Below are 17,607 nucleotides of genomic sequence, written 5' to 3' on the forward strand. Positions count from 1 at the left end.
GAGCGGGCCTGTCGCTCTCTCGGACCGCTCTGGCCTTTTTCGCGAATGAACCGGACCACCCTGATGCCCCCCAAGACCAAACTGTCGTGCCGAAACGTCTGGAAGCTTTATGGCCCCAACGCAGATCGGTTGCTGCGGACAACCCCCGAACCTACGGCAGAAGAAATTCGCAAGGCAGGCGTGATCGGCGCAGTGCGCAACGCCAATATCGAGATCTCGGAAGGTGAGATTTTCGTCATCATGGGCCTGTCGGGGTCCGGCAAATCCACTTTGGTACGGTGTTTGTCCCGGTTGATCGAGCCAACCGCCGGAGAAGTTCTGTTCGACGATGCTGACCTCTTGCGCGCCAGCGAGAATGAGCTGATCGAAATCCGGCGTCACAAGATGGGCATGGTGTTCCAGCATTTCGCGTTGCTGCCGCATCTGACCGTTTTGCAGAATGTGATGTTTCCATTGACGATTCAGGCCACACCCAAACCCGAAGCCGACGCCAAGGCCCGCGAGGTGGTGGAACTGGTCGGTTTGAAGGGGCGCGAGGATTATTACCCGCGTGAGCTGTCCGGCGGCCAGCAACAGCGCGTCGGCATTGCCCGTTCCTTGGTGACCGAGCCTGATCTATGGTTTCTGGACGAGCCGTTCTCGGCCCTCGATCCGCTGATCCGGCGCGAGATGCAGGATGAATTCCTGCGGTTGCAGGAGCGGTTGCACAAGACCATCGTTTTCATCACCCATGATTTCGAAGAGGCCGTTCGCCTGGCCGACCGCATCGCCATCATGAAGGACGGAGAGGTGATCCAGATCGCCACGCCGGAAGAGCTGGTGATGCACCCGGCCACCGACTATGTGGCTGAATTCACGAAACATATTCCCCGTTCAAAGGTCTTGACCGTCGGCGGTGTCATGACTCCCGGCGCTGTGGGCGAGGGCAATCCGATCTCTCAATCCACGCGCATCTCGGACGTGGCGGAACGGATTATCGCGGCAGATGCGCCGATCGCCGTCGTGGATGCAGAGGGCCAACCCGTCGGAGCGATTGACCGCAAGGCCGTTGCGCATGTGCTGTTCGGCGGCGGAGACACGGCATGATCCGCCTGACCCGCAGCCAGATGGCCATTCTGCTGCTTGTTCTGCTCACCATCGTGCTTGGCTATTTCGGCCGTGATTTGAGCAAGGCGCTGGATGCGCGCTGGTTGACCAAGTTCCCTTCGGCCTGGGTGATCCCGTTCAAAACCTACATTTCCTCGGCGATGACATGGCTGATCGAGGACGCCGCCATCGGGCCGGTGTCCTTCACCGATGTCACCCGCGCCATCGCGTGGTTGATCGAGCAGCCCTACAATCTGGTATTGGCCCTGCTGGCCGACGGCTTTGTCAGCGGTCAGGGAAATGACGCGCAGGTCATCCTGCCTGCGATCAGCTGGATCGTGGTCATCACCGCCGTTGTCGCCTTGGGTCAATATTGCCGTGACTGGGGATTGGCCGCTCTGGTCGGGGCCTGCTTCATCTATCTTGCAGTTTTCGGACAATGGGATAGCGCCATGGTGACGCTGGCCTCGGTCCTGATCGCGGTGCCGATTGGAGCGGGCGGCGGGTTGCTGTTGGGCATTCTCGCCTATCGCCATCCGCATTTTGAAAAGATCATCTCACCAATACTGGACTTGATGCAGACGATCCCGATCTTTGCTTATCTGGTGCCGATCCTGTTCATGTTTGGGTTTGGCCCGATCTCTGCCTTGGTCGCGACGATCATCTATGCGACGCCACCGATGGTGCGGATCACCACGTTGGCACTGAAAGGTGTGGATCCCGAAATCCTGGATTTCGGACGCATGGCGGGCACGACCCGGCGGCAGTTGATGTGGCGCGTGCTTGTGCCCTCGGCCAGCCACAGCCTGATGGTGGGTGTCAATCAGGTGATCATGCTGACCCTGAACATGGTCATCATCGCCTCGATGATCGGGGCTGGGGGGCTGGGCTTTGACGTTCTCGCCGCACTACGCCGTCTGGACATTGGAGCAGGGTTCGAAGCCGGCATCGCCATCGTGGTACTGGCCATCGCCGTCGACCGTCTGAGCCAGGCCTTTGCCGAACGGATGGGCCAGGTGCATCATGAGGTCGCTGGCTCGTGGATCGCGCGTCATCGCCGGACGGTTCTGGTTGTGGTTCTGATGCTGCTGACATGGGTATTGGGACAGTTCTCGCCTCTGTTGTTGGAATATCCTGAAAGCCAGACCATCACCACTGGCGCGTTCTGGGACAACACGGTCGAATACCTGAACGTCAACTATTTCGACACGTTCGAAGCCATCAAGGTTTTCTTCCTGACCTGGTTCATGATCCCGATCAAAACGGTTCTGCTGGGCATCCCGTGGCCGTGGGCCATCGCGATGCTGTTCCTGCTGGGCTGGCACGCAGGCGGTTGGCGTCTGGCGTTTCTGTGTGGCGGAATGGCCTCGCTGATACTTGTGTCGGGCCTGTGGTCAAAGGCGATGGTGACAGTGTATCTGTGCGGCGCATCGGTCATTCTGGCGACGCTGATCGGGGTGCCTCTGGGTGTTCTGGCGGCACTGAACAAACGCGCTGGAACGGCCATCAATCTGCTGATCGACACGCTGCAAACCTTGCCCAGCTTTGTTTATCTGATCCCTGTCGTCATGCTGTTCCGGGTCGGCGATTTCACCGCCCTGATTGCCATCGTTCTCTATGCGCTGGCCCCGGCGGTCCGTTATGCCGCCCATGGCGTGCGCTCGGTCAGTGAGGAACTGATCGAGGCGGGTCTGGTTTCGGGCTGCACCCGCAGACAACTGCTGCGCCATATCCGCCTGCCGATGGCGTTGCCTGAAATCCTGCTGGGCGTCAATCAGACGATCATGCTGGCGCTGTCGATGCTGGTGATCACCGCCCTCGTCGGCACCCGCGATCTGGGGCAGGAGGTCTATATCGCCCTGACCAAGGCCGATACCGGCCGCGGTCTGGTGGCCGGCCTGTCGATTGCCTTCATCGCCATCATCGCTGATCGGTTGATCAATGCCAGTGCCCGTCAGGCCCGCATCCGCTTTGGACTGGAGAGTTGATATGAGTCATCCCGACCTGATGACCCGCATCCGCGCTCTGCCGATCTGGCAGGGAGAGATCGAGGCCACTCCGTTGACCGGTGGCATCACCAATGTGAACTACAAGGTCACGGATGGCAGCGGGTCTTATGTGGTGCGTGTGGGCGACGACATCCCCCTGCATCAGGTAATGCGGTTCAATGAGCTGGCCGCCAGCAAGGCAGCCAATGCGGCGGGTCTGTCGCCTGCCGTGCTGCATTCCTCAGGCGATTTGACAGTGCTGGAATTCATCGAAAGCCGCACATTGACGGAAGAAGAAGTCCGCCACCCGAACATGCTGCCCCGAGTTCTGGAATTGGTGAAAGCCTGTCATGTCGAAGTGCCGAAACACCTGCGCGGGCCGTCGCTGGTGTTCTGGGTGTTCCATGTCATCCGGGACTATGCCGCAACGCTGACCGAGAATGACAGCGCCCATGCAAAGCTGATCCCCGATCTGATCGACGCAGGCACGCTGCTGGAACATGAAGCAGGGCCGTATGACATCGTGTTCGGCCATAACGACCTGCTCTGCGGCAATTTTCTGGACGACGGCAACCGCCTTTGGCTGATCGATTTCGACTATGCCGGGTTCAATTCTCCGCTGTTCGATCTGGGCGGGCTGGCGTCGAACAATGGCCTGTCGTCTGAACAGGAAGACTGGGTGTTGGAGAGCTATTTCGAAGCCCCGGTCACCGACGATCTGCGCCACCGCTATACGGCGATGAAATGTGCCTCGCTGCTGCGGGAAACCATGTGGAGCATGGTGTCCGAGATCACCTCGGATATCGACTTTGATTACGCAGCCTACACAGCTGAAAACCTGGCGCGGTTCCGCGCGGCCCTTACCGATTTCAAAAATACCTGAGGACAGACATGACCGACCTTCCGAATACAGCCAAAGCCGTCGTTATCGGTGGCGGGATCATCGGCTGCTCGACCGCCTATCACCTGGCCAAGCTGGGCTGGACGGATACGGTGCTGCTGGAGCGCAAGAAGCTGACCTCGGGCACCACCTTCCACGCCGCGGGTCTGGTGGGGCAGTTGCGTTCGAACGCCAATATCACGCAATTGCTGGGTTATTCCGTCGATCTGTACAACAAGATCGAAGAGGAAACAGGGCTTGGCACTGGCTGGAAGATGAACGGCGGCTTGCGTCTGGCCTGCAACGAAGAGCGCTGGACCGAGGTGAAACGCCAGGCCACTACGGCGCATTCCTTTGGTCTGGACATGCAGCTTCTGACCCCATCCGAGGCGCAGGAGCTGTGGCCCTTGATGGATGTCTCTGACGTGATCGGCGCGGCTTACCTGCCGACTGACGGTCAGGCGAACCCGTCAGATATCACGCAGGCATTGGCCAAGGGCGCCCGCATGGCCGGGGCGAAGATAATCGAAGATACCAAAGTTACCGATATCGAGATCGAAGGTGGCAAAATTCGCGCGGTTATCACCGAACAAGGTCGGATCGAGTGTGAAAAGGTGATCTGCTGCGCCGGGCAATGGTCCCGCACCTTTGCCAGCCGCTTTGGCGTCAACGTTCCTCTGGTTCCGATGGAGCACCAGTACATGGTGACTGAACCTTTCGACGTGCCCGGCAATCTGCCCACTCTGCGCGATCCCGACCGGCTGACTTACTACAAGGAAGAAGTCGGAGGTCTGGTCATGGGCGGCTATGAGCCGAACCCGATCCCCTGGGCCACCAAGGGTATTCCGCAAGGCTTCCACTATACCCTTCTTGACAGCAACTTCGATCATTTCGAACAGCTTATGGAACTTGCGCTGGGTCGCGTGCCCGCGCTGGAGAACGCCGGCGTCAAGACGCTGACCAACGGGCCGGAAAGCTTCACGCCCGACGGCAATTTCATCATCGGCGAAGCGCCCGAGTTGAGGAACTTCTTCGTCGGTGCTGGCTTCAATGCCTTTGGCATCGCGGCTGGCGGTGGTGCGGGCATGGCGCTGGCGGAATGGGTGCATAAGGGCGAGCCGCCCTTCGATTTGTGGTCTGCCGATATCCGTCGCTTTGGCCGCCCGCATTTCGACACCGACTGGGTTCGCACCCGTACTGTCGAGGCATATGGCAAACACTACACGATGGGTTGGCCGCATGAGGAACATGACTCGGGCCGCCCCTGCCGAAAATCGCCGCTTTATGACACGCTGAAAAAGCAGGGCGCGTGTTTTGGCGAGAAACTGGGCTGGGAACGCCCCAACTGGTACGCGGACGCGTCAAAGGGCGAGGTGCCCAAGGATGAATACAGCTTTGGCCGCCAGAACTGGTTCGATGCCGTCGGGCGGGAACATAAAGCGGCACGTGAAGCGGCTGTGTTGTTCGATCAGACCTCTTTCGCCAAATTCGCCCTCAAGGGTCCGGATGCTTTGGCAGCGTTGAACTGGATCTGCGCCAATGATGTGGACAAGCCGGTTGGCGCGCTTGCCTACACCCAGATGCTGAACGACAAGGGCGGGATCGAGTGTGACCTGACCGTTGGGCGCGTGGCCCATGATGAGTTCTATATCGTCACCGGCACCGGCTATGCCACCCATGACTTCGACTGGATCAACCGCAGCATTCCCGAGGGCATGAATTGCCAGCTTTTCGATATCACCTCATCGAATGCGGTTCTGTCATTGATGGGGCCAAAATCACGTGAGATTCTGGCGCCGGTGACGCGCGATGACGTCTCGAACAGCGGGTTCAAGTTTGGCACGATCCGCACCATCGGCATCGCCGGGTGCCCGGTTAAGGCGCTGCGCGTGACTTATGTGGGTGAACTGGGCTGGGAACTGCACCTGCCGGTGGAATATGCACAAACCGTGTATGACGCCTTGATGGAGGCAGGGCGCCCGCATGGATTGATCAATGCGGGCTACAGGGCGATTGAATCGCTGCGTCTTGAAAAAGGCTATCGCGCCTGGGGCTCGGATATCGGGCCGGATTATACGCCGTTCGAAAGCGGCTTGGGCTGGGCCGTGAAACTCCGGAAAAATATTGATTTCAAAGGGCGCGCCGCCTCTGAGGCGCAAAAAACCGGCGGCGTAAAGAAGATGCTGGCATGTTTCACGGTTGACCCCGAGGTTGTTCTTCTGGGGCGTGAAACGATCTATCGGAATGGCGAAAGGGTCGGATGGCTGACTTCGGGCGGCTATGGTTACACCGTCGAAAAGTCGATCGGCTACGGTTACATCCGAAACGCCAACGGTGTCGACGCACAATACGTCACATCAGGGACATATGAATTGGATGTCGCCACTCAGAGGGTTCCTTGCGAAGTGACGCTGCAACCGCTTTACGACCCGCAGATGAGCCGGGTGAAGACCTGACCCGAGGGTGCAAGAGCAGATCTACCGACACACGCACGGCGATCGGAACACATGGGGAAAGCATGCAAACAGGGCAAATCCGCCCAGAGTGTCCGAATGTTCGTCGAATCTGACGGATTTCGATCCATAAGCCATTGATAAAGTTTCAGTATTGTCACACCTCATGCCCATCTGAAAACTGAACTGCAAGACTTCCCATTCAGCTTTCAGGGCAAACAACCTTTCATCCGTTGGAGATTGGATGACTTCAGCCGAAAAGGACCGAAAATGGTAACCCCAGATGCGTTGACTGAACACGCGATGAAGATTGCTGATATTGCCACGGAGTCCGCGATGCGGTTTTTTCGGGGGTCTTTGGGCATTGAATTCAAACAGGATGAAAGCCCGGTGACGCAGGCCGACAAGGCAGTTGAGGCGGAAGTTCGCACCTACCTGAAACAGCATTTTCCCGGACACGGCATCTTTGGCGAAGAGCACGGTCAAGAAGCAGGCGACGGGCTTCATATGTGGGTGATTGACCCGATTGACGGAACCCGTTCGTTTCTGTCCGGCCATCCTTTGTTCGGGTTCCTTTTGGCGCACCTTGTGGATGGGCGCCCTCGGTTGGGGCTGGTCGGAATGCCGGCCTTACATGAGACCTATTTGGGTGTGGTTGATAACGGGGCCAGCCTGAACGGGCGACCGATAAAAGTGTCGCACACCACGCGTCTGGATCAATCGGTTTTGTACGTGAATGAAGGCGACAAAATTTATCGCGATCATCCTGACCTGTTCAGCCGGCTGATGAATGCAGGGCAGACGCGCCGATTTGCCTATGATTGTTATCCCCATGCCTTGCTTGCTTCGGGCCATGTCGATGCTGTGGTGGATTACGATCTGCAACCTTATGACTATCTGGCGCTCTCACCTCTGATCACGGCTGCTGGCGGAGTGATGACCGATTGGCACGGGCATGCGTTGCCCCTCGATTCAGATGGCGCGGTCGTTTCCGCCGCAACCCCTGAATTGCATGCTGAACTGCTTGACCTCATCAATGTCGAAAAATGACAGTGTTGCGCAACCTTGGAAAACTAGCTCCCGCGATCAGATTTGAACAAATACAAAAAGACAAAAAGTGATCCTATCGACGTCGTGACGATTCCGACCGGCAACTCCTGCGGAGCCAGAAGAAGGCGTGACAAGATATCGGACAATGTCAACAGAATCGCGCCCACGATCGCCGAGACGATCAGCAGGTTTCGGTGCAGAGTTCCGGCGATGCCGCGTGCAATATGAGGCACCATCAGCCCGACAAAGCCGATTACACCGGCAACGGAAACGAAACTGGCCGTCGCCAACGCGGCAACGAAAAACATGCTGAACCGCAGTCCTTGAACGGGAATACCCAGTGACGATGCTGTGAAATCCCCGGTCAGCAGCGCGTCAAGCCACCGGCTGCGGTAAAGCGAATAGCTCAGGATCAGGCCCAATCCGATCAAGACAAGCGGGAAGGTTTCCCATCTTGCCAGTCCCAGACCGCCAAGCATCCAGAATATCACCGAATGCGCTGCGCGATTGTCGCCAGAGAAAATCAGGTAGTTGGTGATCGCGGAAAACAGAAAGGACACCGCCAGGCCAGCCAGGATCAGTTTTTCGGGTGCGCTCGTACGCAAGCCCTGAACCAGCGCCAGAACAATGCCGGACGCAATCAGACCACCGCAAAATGCCGCCAGCGGCAACGTCCAGATTCCCAGGACATCACCCGTGACGGTGATCACCAGAACGGCGCCGGCAGCAGCACCCGAGGACAGACCGAACAGAAACGGATCTGCCAGATCGTTTCGCGTCGTTGTTTGCAAAACGACACCAACGACGCCCAGTCCCGCACCAATCACGGCGGCAAACAAGGCACGGGGCAGGCGAAGGTCGAAGACGATCCGGTGCAAGGGCGACATGTCTCCTTCCACCAGACCGGTTCCGAGGCCGATGGCCGAAAAAACTTCGCTTATGGGGATTGGGGTGGTCCCGTAGACGATCGACAACAGCAAAAGGGCGGTCAGAACAACCGCCCCCAGCACTATCAAACGGCCCAATCGGACCATATCAATTGGTCTCCGGGTGCATCGCCTTCGCCATCTTCTCGATCGCCTCGATATTTGCCGGGCCGGGCGTCAGTTCCTCGTAACGCAGGCCAATCCAGCGCTCGTTCTTTACCGCGTCCGTTTGTGACATCACCGGGTGATCCTTGAGGAACTGGAAAGTGTCCTCTGCGCCGTTGCCGGATTGATAATCGAGCAGCACCAGAAACTCCGGGTTGGCCGCTGCCACGGCCTCCCACGACGTGCGGCCCCAGCTGGTATCCAGATCATGCGTCACGTTCTCGCCACCCGCGGCTGCGATCATTGCATCGGGAATGGCGAACTTGCCAGCGGTGAACGGAGCATCGGCCGGTCCGTCCAACAGGAATACGCGGGGCTTTTCCAGATCGGCTGTTTTTGCTTCGATGGCGGACAATTTGTCTTTCCAGCTGGCAACCAGCGCCTCGGCCTTGTCTTCGACCTGCATGACCTTGCCCAGACGCAGAACGTCATCAAACAACAGGTTCATGCTGGCCTCGGGGCGATCCTTGTCCAGATGCACGCAGCTTTCGGTCAGGATCATGGTCTTGATACCAAAGGGTTCCAGCGTGTCGGGCGTGACGTCACCGCCGGGTTTCATGCCATAGTACCAACCGGCGAAAAACAGATCGGGTTCGACGGCCACAAGGTTTTCAATGGTCGGGTATTTGGGGGCAAGCTCTGGGATATCGCCACGCTGAGCATCAAAATCAGGGCTTGTTTTGTACCAGCCGGTAATTCCGGTAAGCCCCACGATCTTGTCCTGAAGGCCGAGCGCAAAGGCCATATCCGCCATGTTCATGTCATGCACGACCAGACGTTCCGGCGCCGAGTCAAAAACCAGCGGTTCGCCGCAATTGTCCACGGTGACGGCTTCCGCTGCCGCGCCACCTGCCAAGCCAGCGAAAACAACCACCGGCCAAAGTTTCTGCATCATATTTAAGTTCCTGTTATTATGACAGTTTCCGTTTTCGGATATCCAGTGCGGGGATCATGCGGCCTTCGTGCTGAAAGCACAGATAATCCACGCCGAATGTCTCACGTACCCGGTCTGGGGTCAGAACTTCGACAACAGGCCCGAACCCCGTCAGACGCGTGGCTTTCATCAGCGCCACATGGGTGGCGAATTCCGGGATCATGACCAGATCATGGACGATCATGACGACCGTTACCCCCAGATCAGCAACCAGAGACAGCATGTGCCCCTTGGCATCGGGGTCCAGATGGTTGGTTGGCTCGTCTAGAAACAGCAAGGACGGGTTCTGGGCCAACGCGCGCGCGATATGTGCGCGCTGACGTTCTCCGCCGGACAGTTGACCCATCGTTTTGTTGGCAAAATGCGACAGCTCGGTCGTCGTCAGAACCCGTTCCAGATCAGCCTTGTGCTGAGCCATCGAACGTTCGCCCTGAATCGGGATTTGCCCCAGCGCAACATAGTCTTGCAGGCGCATCCGCCCGTCAGGCATTTCCTGCTGCCCGACCACAGCAATGGAGCGGGCACGTTGGCGGGCGGACAGGGTCCGAAGGCTTTGGCCTTCTATCCAAACATCACCCAAGATAACCCGTTCGATCCCGCACAGCAGTTTCAGCAGAGTGGTCTTGCCGGCGCCGTTCGGCCCGGCGATTGCCAGAATTGATCCTTCTTCCAGACGAAAGGACACATCCTGCAACAGGATATCGCCATTAAGAGCATAGTACTCCAAATTTTCGGCAACCAGAAAACTCATGAAGCGCCACCGGACGGCAATGCGGGTATTCGCGACAAGGTCTTTGCGAAAAGGGCAGGGGGGCGGTCCGAGGCGCTGGTCCAGCCATCGTCACTGTCGCCGAACTGGGTCGCGAATTCGACCAAGGCGGACAGGTCGTGTGATGTCGTGATATCGCCAAACAGGTACTGCGCTTTTCCCGGGGCCTGAAATCCGACCGTCATGGCCCGTTCACAACCTGCCATGCAGGCCACCATTCGGGTTTCAAAACCGTCAGGCAACCGGGCATTCAGCTCGTCTTGCGCAGCCTCGGCAGACATCGCCCCCTGACATGTTGAACAGATCAGAACGTAGTGATCAGAATAGCAGGTCATAGCCATCTCCGTCGTTTGCCAGACGCAGACAGAGGGCACATACCCAGATATTACGCAAACACGCCATCAAGCCTCCTTCCGAGACGCCCCGCCTCGGGTTGGTTTATAGTGCGATGGCAGGTCTCCTGACTTGCGGGTCGTTGCTTGGCCGACCTTCCCAACCCATGCGGGTCAGTGGTGAAGTGGCGTCGCTCACCGCTTACAGTTGCGGGGGCAGTCACGGACTTGGCACATTCCAGCGCCGCACCGTGTTCCCATTTTCATCCCTTACGGAACCATCCCGCTCAGCTAGTCCGGCAATGCCAGACTTGTCAAGCGGCAGACGAAGGCGGTGGTAGATGGAATTGCAACAGCCGCGCCAGCTGTCCTGCTGCGCCAGCCCGGACCGAACGGTGTCAATAGTCTGATACAAGAAGGAAATCCGGCTCGAAATCTTTCTCGACCTTTGAAAACCGTGGAATTGGCTTTTCAAACACATTGTTCGTACGGTCGTCATTCACGGTCGATACCTCGCCAATAAGGCAATCGCCGCGCTCGGCCCAGAAAGCGTGCCAGATGTCGGGCATCAGAGTTACGCTTTACCCGGGCTTCAGCCGTACGTGCTCTTGGGGTTGCAAGGTTACAGGGCAGGCATCGCTGGGGACCGTCATCGGGTTGCTGCGGTCGACGCCACCGTTTGGATCCGGCGCATGAATTTCCAGAAAGAGATCGCCGCCGCCCCGGTTGATGATGTCTTCTGCCTTGATAATATGCCGGTGCACCGGAGAAAGCTGATTGTCTTTCGAGATCAATAGTTTTCTGCACAGAGCATCCCACGCCCGGATTTCAGATCCTTCGTCTAACCAGTGCGTAGAGTGAACGGGAATAGGTAATGTTCGTCGAAATGGCCTTGTGCGTAATCGGTAATATCCCATCCCAGCCCGCGGCTGCGGATCGTTTTGGCCAGAGGGCTGCGCATTTTCTCGGGCGACCAATCCGCAAAGGGTGGCAACACGGCGCCGAAGGGTTGAATGAACGCCTGTGCATAGGGCTTGATGTGGTTGATTTCGGATCGTTTCATCATGCCATCCCGCAGATCAAAGTTCGTGCGCCCAAGGGGGTTCCGCCCCGGCTCGGGAAACGGTTACGGCCGCCACGTCAGCGCCCAGTTCCATGGCGGCTTGCAGGCTTTCAACCGTCAATCCGCGCAGAACTGACTTGGTCAGATGCCCTGCGCGGCTGAGCTCGGTCAGAACGCCGGCGTTGAACGTGTCACCTGCGCCGATCGTATCGACCACTTCAACGGGTTTCACAGGAACCGAGACTTCGGAACCATCCGCCAGGTAACCGTGCGCCCCTTCACTGCCACGCGTGACGATGACAACGGAAGGACCCGCCTGCAACAGCACAGACGCTTTTGCGGATTCGGATTCAGCGCCCGGAATGATCCAGTCCAGGTCCTCGTCTGAAACCTTGACGATATCCGCACGCGAGATCATACGGTTCAAACGCGTCCGAAATCGGGTTTGATCCTTGATGAAATCCGGGCGGATATTCGGGTCCAGCATCACTGCCCGGTCGGAACCGTGGCGGTCCAGAAGGGCGGCATAGGCATCTGCGCAAGGTTCACACGCAAGGCTGATTCCACCGAGATACAGGGCAGAGACAGCAGGAAGCTGATCGGGCATGTCTTCGGGCAGCAACATCCGGCCCGCAGTGTTTTCATCAACAAAGCTGTAAGAAGCGTGTCCATCCGAGAGCTGCACAAAGGCAAGCGTGGTGGGACGGTCCGAGGTGATCACATGTGTCGTGTCCACATGGCTCGCTTTCAGCGCATCGATCAGTTGTTGGCCGAACATGTCCGATGACAAACCTGTCAGCATCCCTACCGGAACACCCAGACGTCCCATCGCGACGGCTGTGTTCAGAACTGCACCACCAGTATGTGGCACAAAACCAATTGCGCCCGATGCGGTCGGTTCTGAAATCATATCTATCAGCGCTTCACCACAGCACAGGATCATGTCTTGGTCCTTTTAGGTAAGAAACTTCGGTTAGTCTGGTTGCTGTCTCAGCGCATTCTTGCAGAAGTTGTTTGCGCCGATGATCCCGAACTCTGCCTGTTCAGATACGTATAGGTTCAGGGAGCGGCGCAAATCGCTGAAGCGGCCGCCGCCGTTGAACGCATCCTTGAAGTTGTCACTGAATAGCCAGCGGTTTTTCTCGGCAACGCCGCCGACGAGGAAAACGCCCCCCTCCGGCATCAAGGTGACCGCCAGATCACCCATCAAAGCACCCAGATGGGTGGTAAAAATCTGCGCGGCTTTTTCGGCGACCAGATCGGTGCCGTTACGGGCATCGTTCAGAATGTCCTTTGCAGAGCGCGCCTGAGTTCGCGCTTGACCGGCTGCCAATTCAACCGCCTGATACAGGATCGGCAGGCCGGTTCCGCTTAGGAACATTTCTGCTTCCAGCGCTAGGCTGTCCCCAAAGAAACAGCCCGGTGCGATGCGACGTGCCGCCTCAAAGATATCAACTTCGTCGCGATGGCGCGGGTACAGGCCCACGTGCCCGCCTTCGCCGGAAACCGTGTGATACCTGCCTTCGGAATATAGCAACGCACCAACGCCAAGCCCGGTTCCGGGCCCTACAACCAGCCGTGTGCCTGCGGGCGGCGTTACCTGACCCTGCAAGACCGCCACATCCGACCGGGTCACCTCGGCCACTGACCATGCCGCGGCGGTAAAATCATTTATGACAAAGGTGCGCTGCGCTCCTGTTGCATTTGCCAACTCTGTCTCCGAGAGATCCAGGTTCGCGTTGGTCAGCTGAATCGTTCCGTCCCTGACCGGCCCGGCTCCGGCTGCTACGACGGCCTGTGGGTTGGTTCCGATCTCGTCCCTGAGATCATGGAGCGCCTCCAGCAGGTTTTCCAATGTTCCTGTCGGGTGTTTCCGAAGATCTGCCAATTCGCCATTCGTAACGACGCCCAGACGTGTGTTCGTGCCCCCGATATCCGCGACCAGGTTCCAATGCTCATGCACGGCACCGAATGGTTGCGCTAACGGCTGAGAGACGCTCTGACCCTCGGACAGGGCGGATTTCAGCGCCATGAAAGACGCTTTGGGAGTTCTCACAAGTGTTTCGAAATCCACGTCCACCAGTCCAAACCTCTTCTCGTACCCGAAGGCCCATTCATAATTGTCCAGCAGCGACCAGACAAAATAGCCATTCACCGGAACACCTTGTGCCAAAGCGTCCAGCACGGCCGCAAGGTGCTTGTCGAGATAATCGATACGATCATCGTCCTGCACGCGCTCCTCACTCGCCATACCGTTTTCGGTGATATAGATTGGCAACGCGCCCGTATAGTCTTTCCTTGTTCTGACAAGAAAGCGGGTAAGGGCAGAGGGATCGATTTCCCATCCCATCTGCGTTTTGGGTAACGGTCCGGGAACCTCTTGCAGGCTTGGCCAGGCGGCGTCCGCCGGGGCAATCAATTTTCGGGTATAGTAGTTCAACCCGCACCAATCGACCTGTGTGCCGATAGTTTCAAAGTCGTTCTGCCAGCCCTTGGGCAAGTGCGGCTCCAAGCCCTCCAAGGCTGTTTGGGGATATTCCTTGTTGAAAACACCGCCAAGGAAGAACCGGTTGTAGATCGCATCGTAGCGATCTGCCGCAAGCCGCTCTTCCGCGCTGGCATCTGCTGGCTCGGACCATTCGAGGTTGAACACAGCACCCAGATTGCCCATCCCAAGACTGCGCATGGCCTGAATCGCCCGCCCGTGGGCCAACAAAACGTGATGCATTGCCCGGGCCGCGGCGCGGATATCGCGCAGACCGGGCGCATGGTGGCCTTCAAAATGGCTAAGCCAACTGACACACCAGGGTTCGTTGATCGGCGCGGCACTGAACATCCGGTCGCCGATCCGACCCATGACGACCTGCGTATAATCCGCGAACCAATCCGCGATGTCGCGATTGCACCATCCCCCCTGATCCGCAAGCGCTGACGGCAATTCCCAATGATAAAGCGTCACACAGGGGCGGATACCGCGTTGCAGCAGGGCGTCCGCCAATCGGTCATAATAATCCAGCCCCGCCTGATTGACCTGACCACGCCCGTCCGGCAGCACGCGTGCCCAGCTGGTCGAAAAACGATAACAGTCAAACCCGGCCTGGCGCACCAGATCGAAATCCTGTTCGAACCGGTTCAGGTGATCGCAGGCGACGTCTCCGTTTTCCCCGCGCACCACGTTGCCCGGCGACGCCGCAAAGGTATCCCAATGAGTTCGCCCCGCCCCGCCCTGCGCGTGGCCTTCAATCTGGTACGCAGAGGTGGCAACACCAAAGAGAAAATCTTTGGGAAAATCAGCGCGTGCGTGTTTCATGGTTGCACCTTGTTGGGCGCAGGGCCGGTTGACCTGCCCACGACCAGTTCGGCCTCCAGCAGCCGGGTTTTTACGGGATCATTCGGGGATTTGATGCGCTGGATCAACATGTCAGCCGCCATTTCACCCGCCTGACGGACGGATGAGCGCGTTGCCGTGAAAATCGGAACATCCTGCCCGTTCTTCAAATAGGACAGGTCGTCGTCATGGGCGATCACTGACACATCCGTACCCATCTCAAGCCCGTTTTCGGACAGCGCACGCCGTACGCCGATGGCAGAGATCATCGATGAACACAAAATAGCGGTCGGAGGGGACTCCAGGCGCAACATGTTCTGCGTTTCGTGATGGCCGTAAACCTCTGTCATTTCAGCGCTGCGCATCAGATTTGCATCGGGCGCAAGCCCGGCCTGACCAAGCGCCTCAAGATATCCGTCGCGGCGGCGTTGGGCAAAATCCATATCTTCCAGACCGTTGATCAGAGCGATACTGCGATGGCCAAGGTCAATCAGAAAGCGTGTGGCGCGCATGAACGAACTTTTGTTGTTGACGTCGATCCAGTCATATTGCGCGTCGACGCCGGTCGACCGTCCGTGCACGATGAATGGGACGCCCATGCGGGTCAGGACTTCGATCCGTGGTTCGTTCACTTTGGGGCCTTGCAGCACGACTCCGTCCACCGCGCCGCGCTGAAAAAGACTCCGATACGCTTCTTCAATCGAAGTGTCGTCGGCATTGGTGAACATCATGTCATAGCCATGTTCAGCGTATTTCTTTGCGGCACCGGCGACGAAGTCTCCGAAGATCGGGTTGACCATTTCATGCCGGGACGAGCTGGGAATGACGTGGCCGATCACCATCGATCGTCCGGTCGCAAGCCCCTTGGCGCGACTGTTCGGCCGGTACCCGTGTTTGCGCGCCGCGGCTTGAACGCGCGCACGTGTGTCCTCGCTCACTTCGGGGTACCCGTTCAGCGCCCGGCTGACCGTAGTTTGCGAAAGGCCCAGAACTTCCGAGAGCTGCTTCAGGTTCATTTTTCGATTCAAAGCGCCTTAAATTGGGTGGCTCTTTTTTGTTTTGTGAGCAAATGCGGCATCCGTCAACTTGTTTTGCGTTGAAAGCAGAAAATATAATTATTTTGGCGCTGGGAAGCAAAATATTGACAGGGCGCCAATGTTAGCGGATAACACACATCATCCAAAGCGCTTTGAAAGCGAGTCTTTGAATACATGAAAGCTTGGGAGGAGGATTTGATGAAACACGGGCTTTACGCAGGTGCGGCGGCACTCGCCCTGATGGCCGGATCAGTTCAGGCAGAGGGTGAGATGATCCATGCCGTCGGCGAGGGCAGTTTTGACTGGGATGGGTTTCAGGCCTTTGCCGAAGCGAATGATCTGTCCGGCGAAAGCCTGACCATTTTCGGCCCCTGGCTGGCTGGCGAGGGCAAGTCCTTCGAAAACCTCGTGGCCTATTTCGATGAGGCAACAGGCGCGAATTCCAGCTATGTGGGTTCGGATTCTCTGGAACAGCAGATCCTGATAGATGCGGCCGCAGGCTCGGCGCCGAATCTGACTGTTTTCCCGCAGCCTGGTCTGGCGGCAAACCTCGCAAAACAGGGCTATCTGACGCCATTGGCCGAAGGCACTGCGGACTGGATCAAGGAAAACTTCGCCGCCGGTCAATCCTGGGTCGATCTGGGTACGTTTGAGAACGCGGAAGGGTCTGACGATTTTTACGGGTTCTTCTTCAATGTGAACGTCAAATCGCTGGTTTGGTACGTGCCCGAAAACTTCGAAGACTTTGGGTATGAAGTGCCCGAAACCATGGAAGAGTTCAAAGCTCTGATGGATCAGATGGTCGAGGACGGCGAAACGCCCTTGTGCGTCGGTCTGGCCTCGGGCGGCGCAACGGGTTGGCCTGCGACGGACTGGGTCGAGGATCTTATGCTGCGTACGCAACCACCTGAAGTCTATGACCAATGGGTGTCGAACGAAATGAAGTTCGATGATCCCCGCGTCATAGCCGCGATTGAGGAATATGGCAGCTTTACCCGCAATGACGACTATGTGGTAGGTGACGCAGACGACACAGCGGCAATCGATTTCCGTGACAGCCCCAAAGGTCTTTTCGATAGCCCGCCCGCTTGCATGATGCATCGTCAGGCTTCGTTTATTCCCGCCTATTTTCCGGAAGGCACGGAATTGGGGGTGGATGCTGATTTCTTCTACTTCCCGGCTTATACCGAAAAAGACCTGGGGACGCCGGTGCTTGGGGCAGGGACATTGTTCACAATCACCAACCCAAACCCTGCAGCCGAAGCCTTTCTGGAGTTCCTCAAAACACCTTTCGCCCATGAGATCATGATGTCGCAGGACGGTTTCCTGACGCCTCATCTGGGTGCAGATCCCGCGAACTATTCGAATGATTCACAGCGGGGACAGGGCGAAATTCTGACCAACGCAACGACCTTCCGCTTTGACGGGTCCGACCTGATGCCCGGTGCAGTCGGGGCGGGTACGTTTTGGACCGGGATGGTCGATTACTCGTCGGGTGCAAAAGATGCAGCCACCGTGGCACGTGAAATCCAGGCGTCCTGGGACGCAATCAAGTGACCAACTCATGGGGCGGTCCTGAGGCCGCCCCGTTTGCCA

Annotated in this window: 13 protein-coding genes, 2 pseudogenes and 1 riboswitch; of the genes and pseudogenes, 6 read left to right on the forward strand and 9 right to left on the reverse strand. The window is 57.7% G+C overall.

The window, feature by feature from the left end:
* Positions 1–63 precede the first annotated feature (63 nt).
* The 5 genes from GOW09_RS13905 (at position 64) to GOW09_RS13925 (ending at position 7,457) form a co-directional block, all read left to right on the forward strand.
* A complete protein-coding gene (locus GOW09_RS13905; protein WP_171119217.1) occupies positions 64–1,086 on the forward strand; it encodes a glycine betaine/L-proline ABC transporter ATP-binding protein in 1,023 nt (340 codons plus the stop codon).
* Positions 1,083–3,074 carry a proline/glycine betaine ABC transporter permease gene (locus GOW09_RS13910; protein WP_171119219.1) on the forward strand — a complete coding sequence of 664 codons (1,992 nt, stop codon included), beginning with the start codon at positions 1,083–1,085 and terminating at the stop codon, positions 3,072–3,074. Before GOW09_RS13905 ends, GOW09_RS13910 begins: the two co-directional genes overlap by 4 nt.
* A gap of 1 nt (position 3,075) precedes the next feature.
* Positions 3,076–3,957, forward strand: a complete 882-nt coding sequence (locus GOW09_RS13915) for a phosphotransferase (RefSeq protein ID WP_216597844.1) — start codon at positions 3,076–3,078, stop codon at positions 3,955–3,957.
* A gap of 8 nt (positions 3,958–3,965) precedes the next feature.
* Positions 3,966–6,410, forward strand: a complete 2,445-nt coding sequence (locus GOW09_RS13920) for an FAD-dependent oxidoreductase (RefSeq protein ID WP_171119221.1) — start codon at positions 3,966–3,968, stop codon at positions 6,408–6,410.
* Between the two features lie 267 nt (positions 6,411–6,677).
* Positions 6,678–7,457, forward strand: a complete 780-nt coding sequence (locus tag GOW09_RS13925; protein WP_171119223.1) for an inositol monophosphatase family protein — start codon at positions 6,678–6,680, stop codon at positions 7,455–7,457.
* Between the two features lie 23 nt (positions 7,458–7,480).
* Here the strand turns inward: GOW09_RS13925 and GOW09_RS13930 are convergent, their stop codons facing one another.
* The 9 genes and pseudogenes from GOW09_RS13930 to GOW09_RS13965 all read right to left on the reverse strand — a co-directional run bounded on the left by GOW09_RS13930 (position 7,481) and on the right by GOW09_RS13965 (position 15,990).
* Positions 7,481–8,491 carry an iron ABC transporter permease gene (locus GOW09_RS13930; RefSeq protein WP_171119225.1) on the reverse strand — a complete coding sequence of 337 codons (1,011 nt, stop codon included), beginning with the start codon at positions 8,489–8,491 and terminating at the stop codon, positions 7,481–7,483.
* 1 nt (position 8,492) lies between these two features.
* Positions 8,493–9,443, reverse strand: a complete 951-nt coding sequence (locus GOW09_RS13935) for an ABC transporter substrate-binding protein (protein ID WP_253284260.1) — start codon at positions 9,441–9,443, stop codon at positions 8,493–8,495.
* Between the two features lie 16 nt (positions 9,444–9,459).
* Positions 9,460–10,233: an ABC transporter ATP-binding protein gene (locus tag GOW09_RS13940; RefSeq protein WP_171119227.1), complete on the reverse strand. Its 774-nt coding sequence runs from the start codon at positions 10,231–10,233 to the stop codon at positions 9,460–9,462.
* Positions 10,230–10,586: a DUF1636 domain-containing protein gene (locus GOW09_RS13945; protein WP_171119229.1), complete on the reverse strand. Its 357-nt coding sequence runs from the start codon at positions 10,584–10,586 to the stop codon at positions 10,230–10,232. Before GOW09_RS13945 ends, GOW09_RS13940 begins: the two co-directional genes overlap by 4 nt.
* A 97-nt stretch (positions 10,587–10,683) precedes the next feature.
* A riboswitch (cobalamin riboswitch) is annotated at positions 10,684–10,881 on the reverse strand.
* Positions 10,882–10,981: 100 nt separating this feature from the next.
* Positions 10,982–11,646, reverse strand: a pseudogene (locus GOW09_RS13950) (D-lyxose/D-mannose family sugar isomerase).
* Between the two features lie 16 nt (positions 11,647–11,662).
* Positions 11,663–12,589, reverse strand: a complete 927-nt coding sequence (locus GOW09_RS13955) for a carbohydrate kinase (RefSeq protein ID WP_171119231.1) — start codon at positions 12,587–12,589, stop codon at positions 11,663–11,665.
* A 30-nt stretch (positions 12,590–12,619) separates the two neighbouring features.
* On the reverse strand, positions 12,620–13,678 hold the full coding sequence (locus GOW09_RS22645; protein ID WP_253282611.1) for an ROK family protein: 1,059 nt from the start codon (positions 13,676–13,678) through the stop codon (positions 12,620–12,622).
* Positions 13,655–14,956, reverse strand: a pseudogene (locus tag GOW09_RS22650) (GH1 family beta-glucosidase); the annotation flags it as partial. The gene GOW09_RS22645 and the pseudogene GOW09_RS22650, both read right to left, overlap by 24 nt.
* A complete protein-coding gene (locus GOW09_RS13965; protein WP_171119235.1) occupies positions 14,953–15,990 on the reverse strand; it encodes a LacI family DNA-binding transcriptional regulator in 1,038 nt (345 codons plus the stop codon). The gene GOW09_RS13965 and the pseudogene GOW09_RS22650, both read right to left, overlap by 4 nt.
* Positions 15,991–16,209: 219 nt before the next feature.
* Here GOW09_RS13965 and GOW09_RS13970 point away from each other — a divergent pair, with 219 nt between their 5' ends.
* The gene (locus GOW09_RS13970) at positions 16,210–17,568 is read left to right on the forward strand and encodes an ABC transporter substrate-binding protein (protein WP_171119237.1); all 1,359 of its coding nucleotides are present in this window, start codon (positions 16,210–16,212) and stop codon (positions 17,566–17,568) included.
* Positions 17,569–17,607: the final 39 nt, after the last annotated feature.

This window comes from Ruegeria sp. HKCCA5463, from assembly GCF_013034175.1.
Lineage (GTDB): Bacteria > Pseudomonadota > Alphaproteobacteria > Rhodobacterales > Rhodobacteraceae > Ruegeria.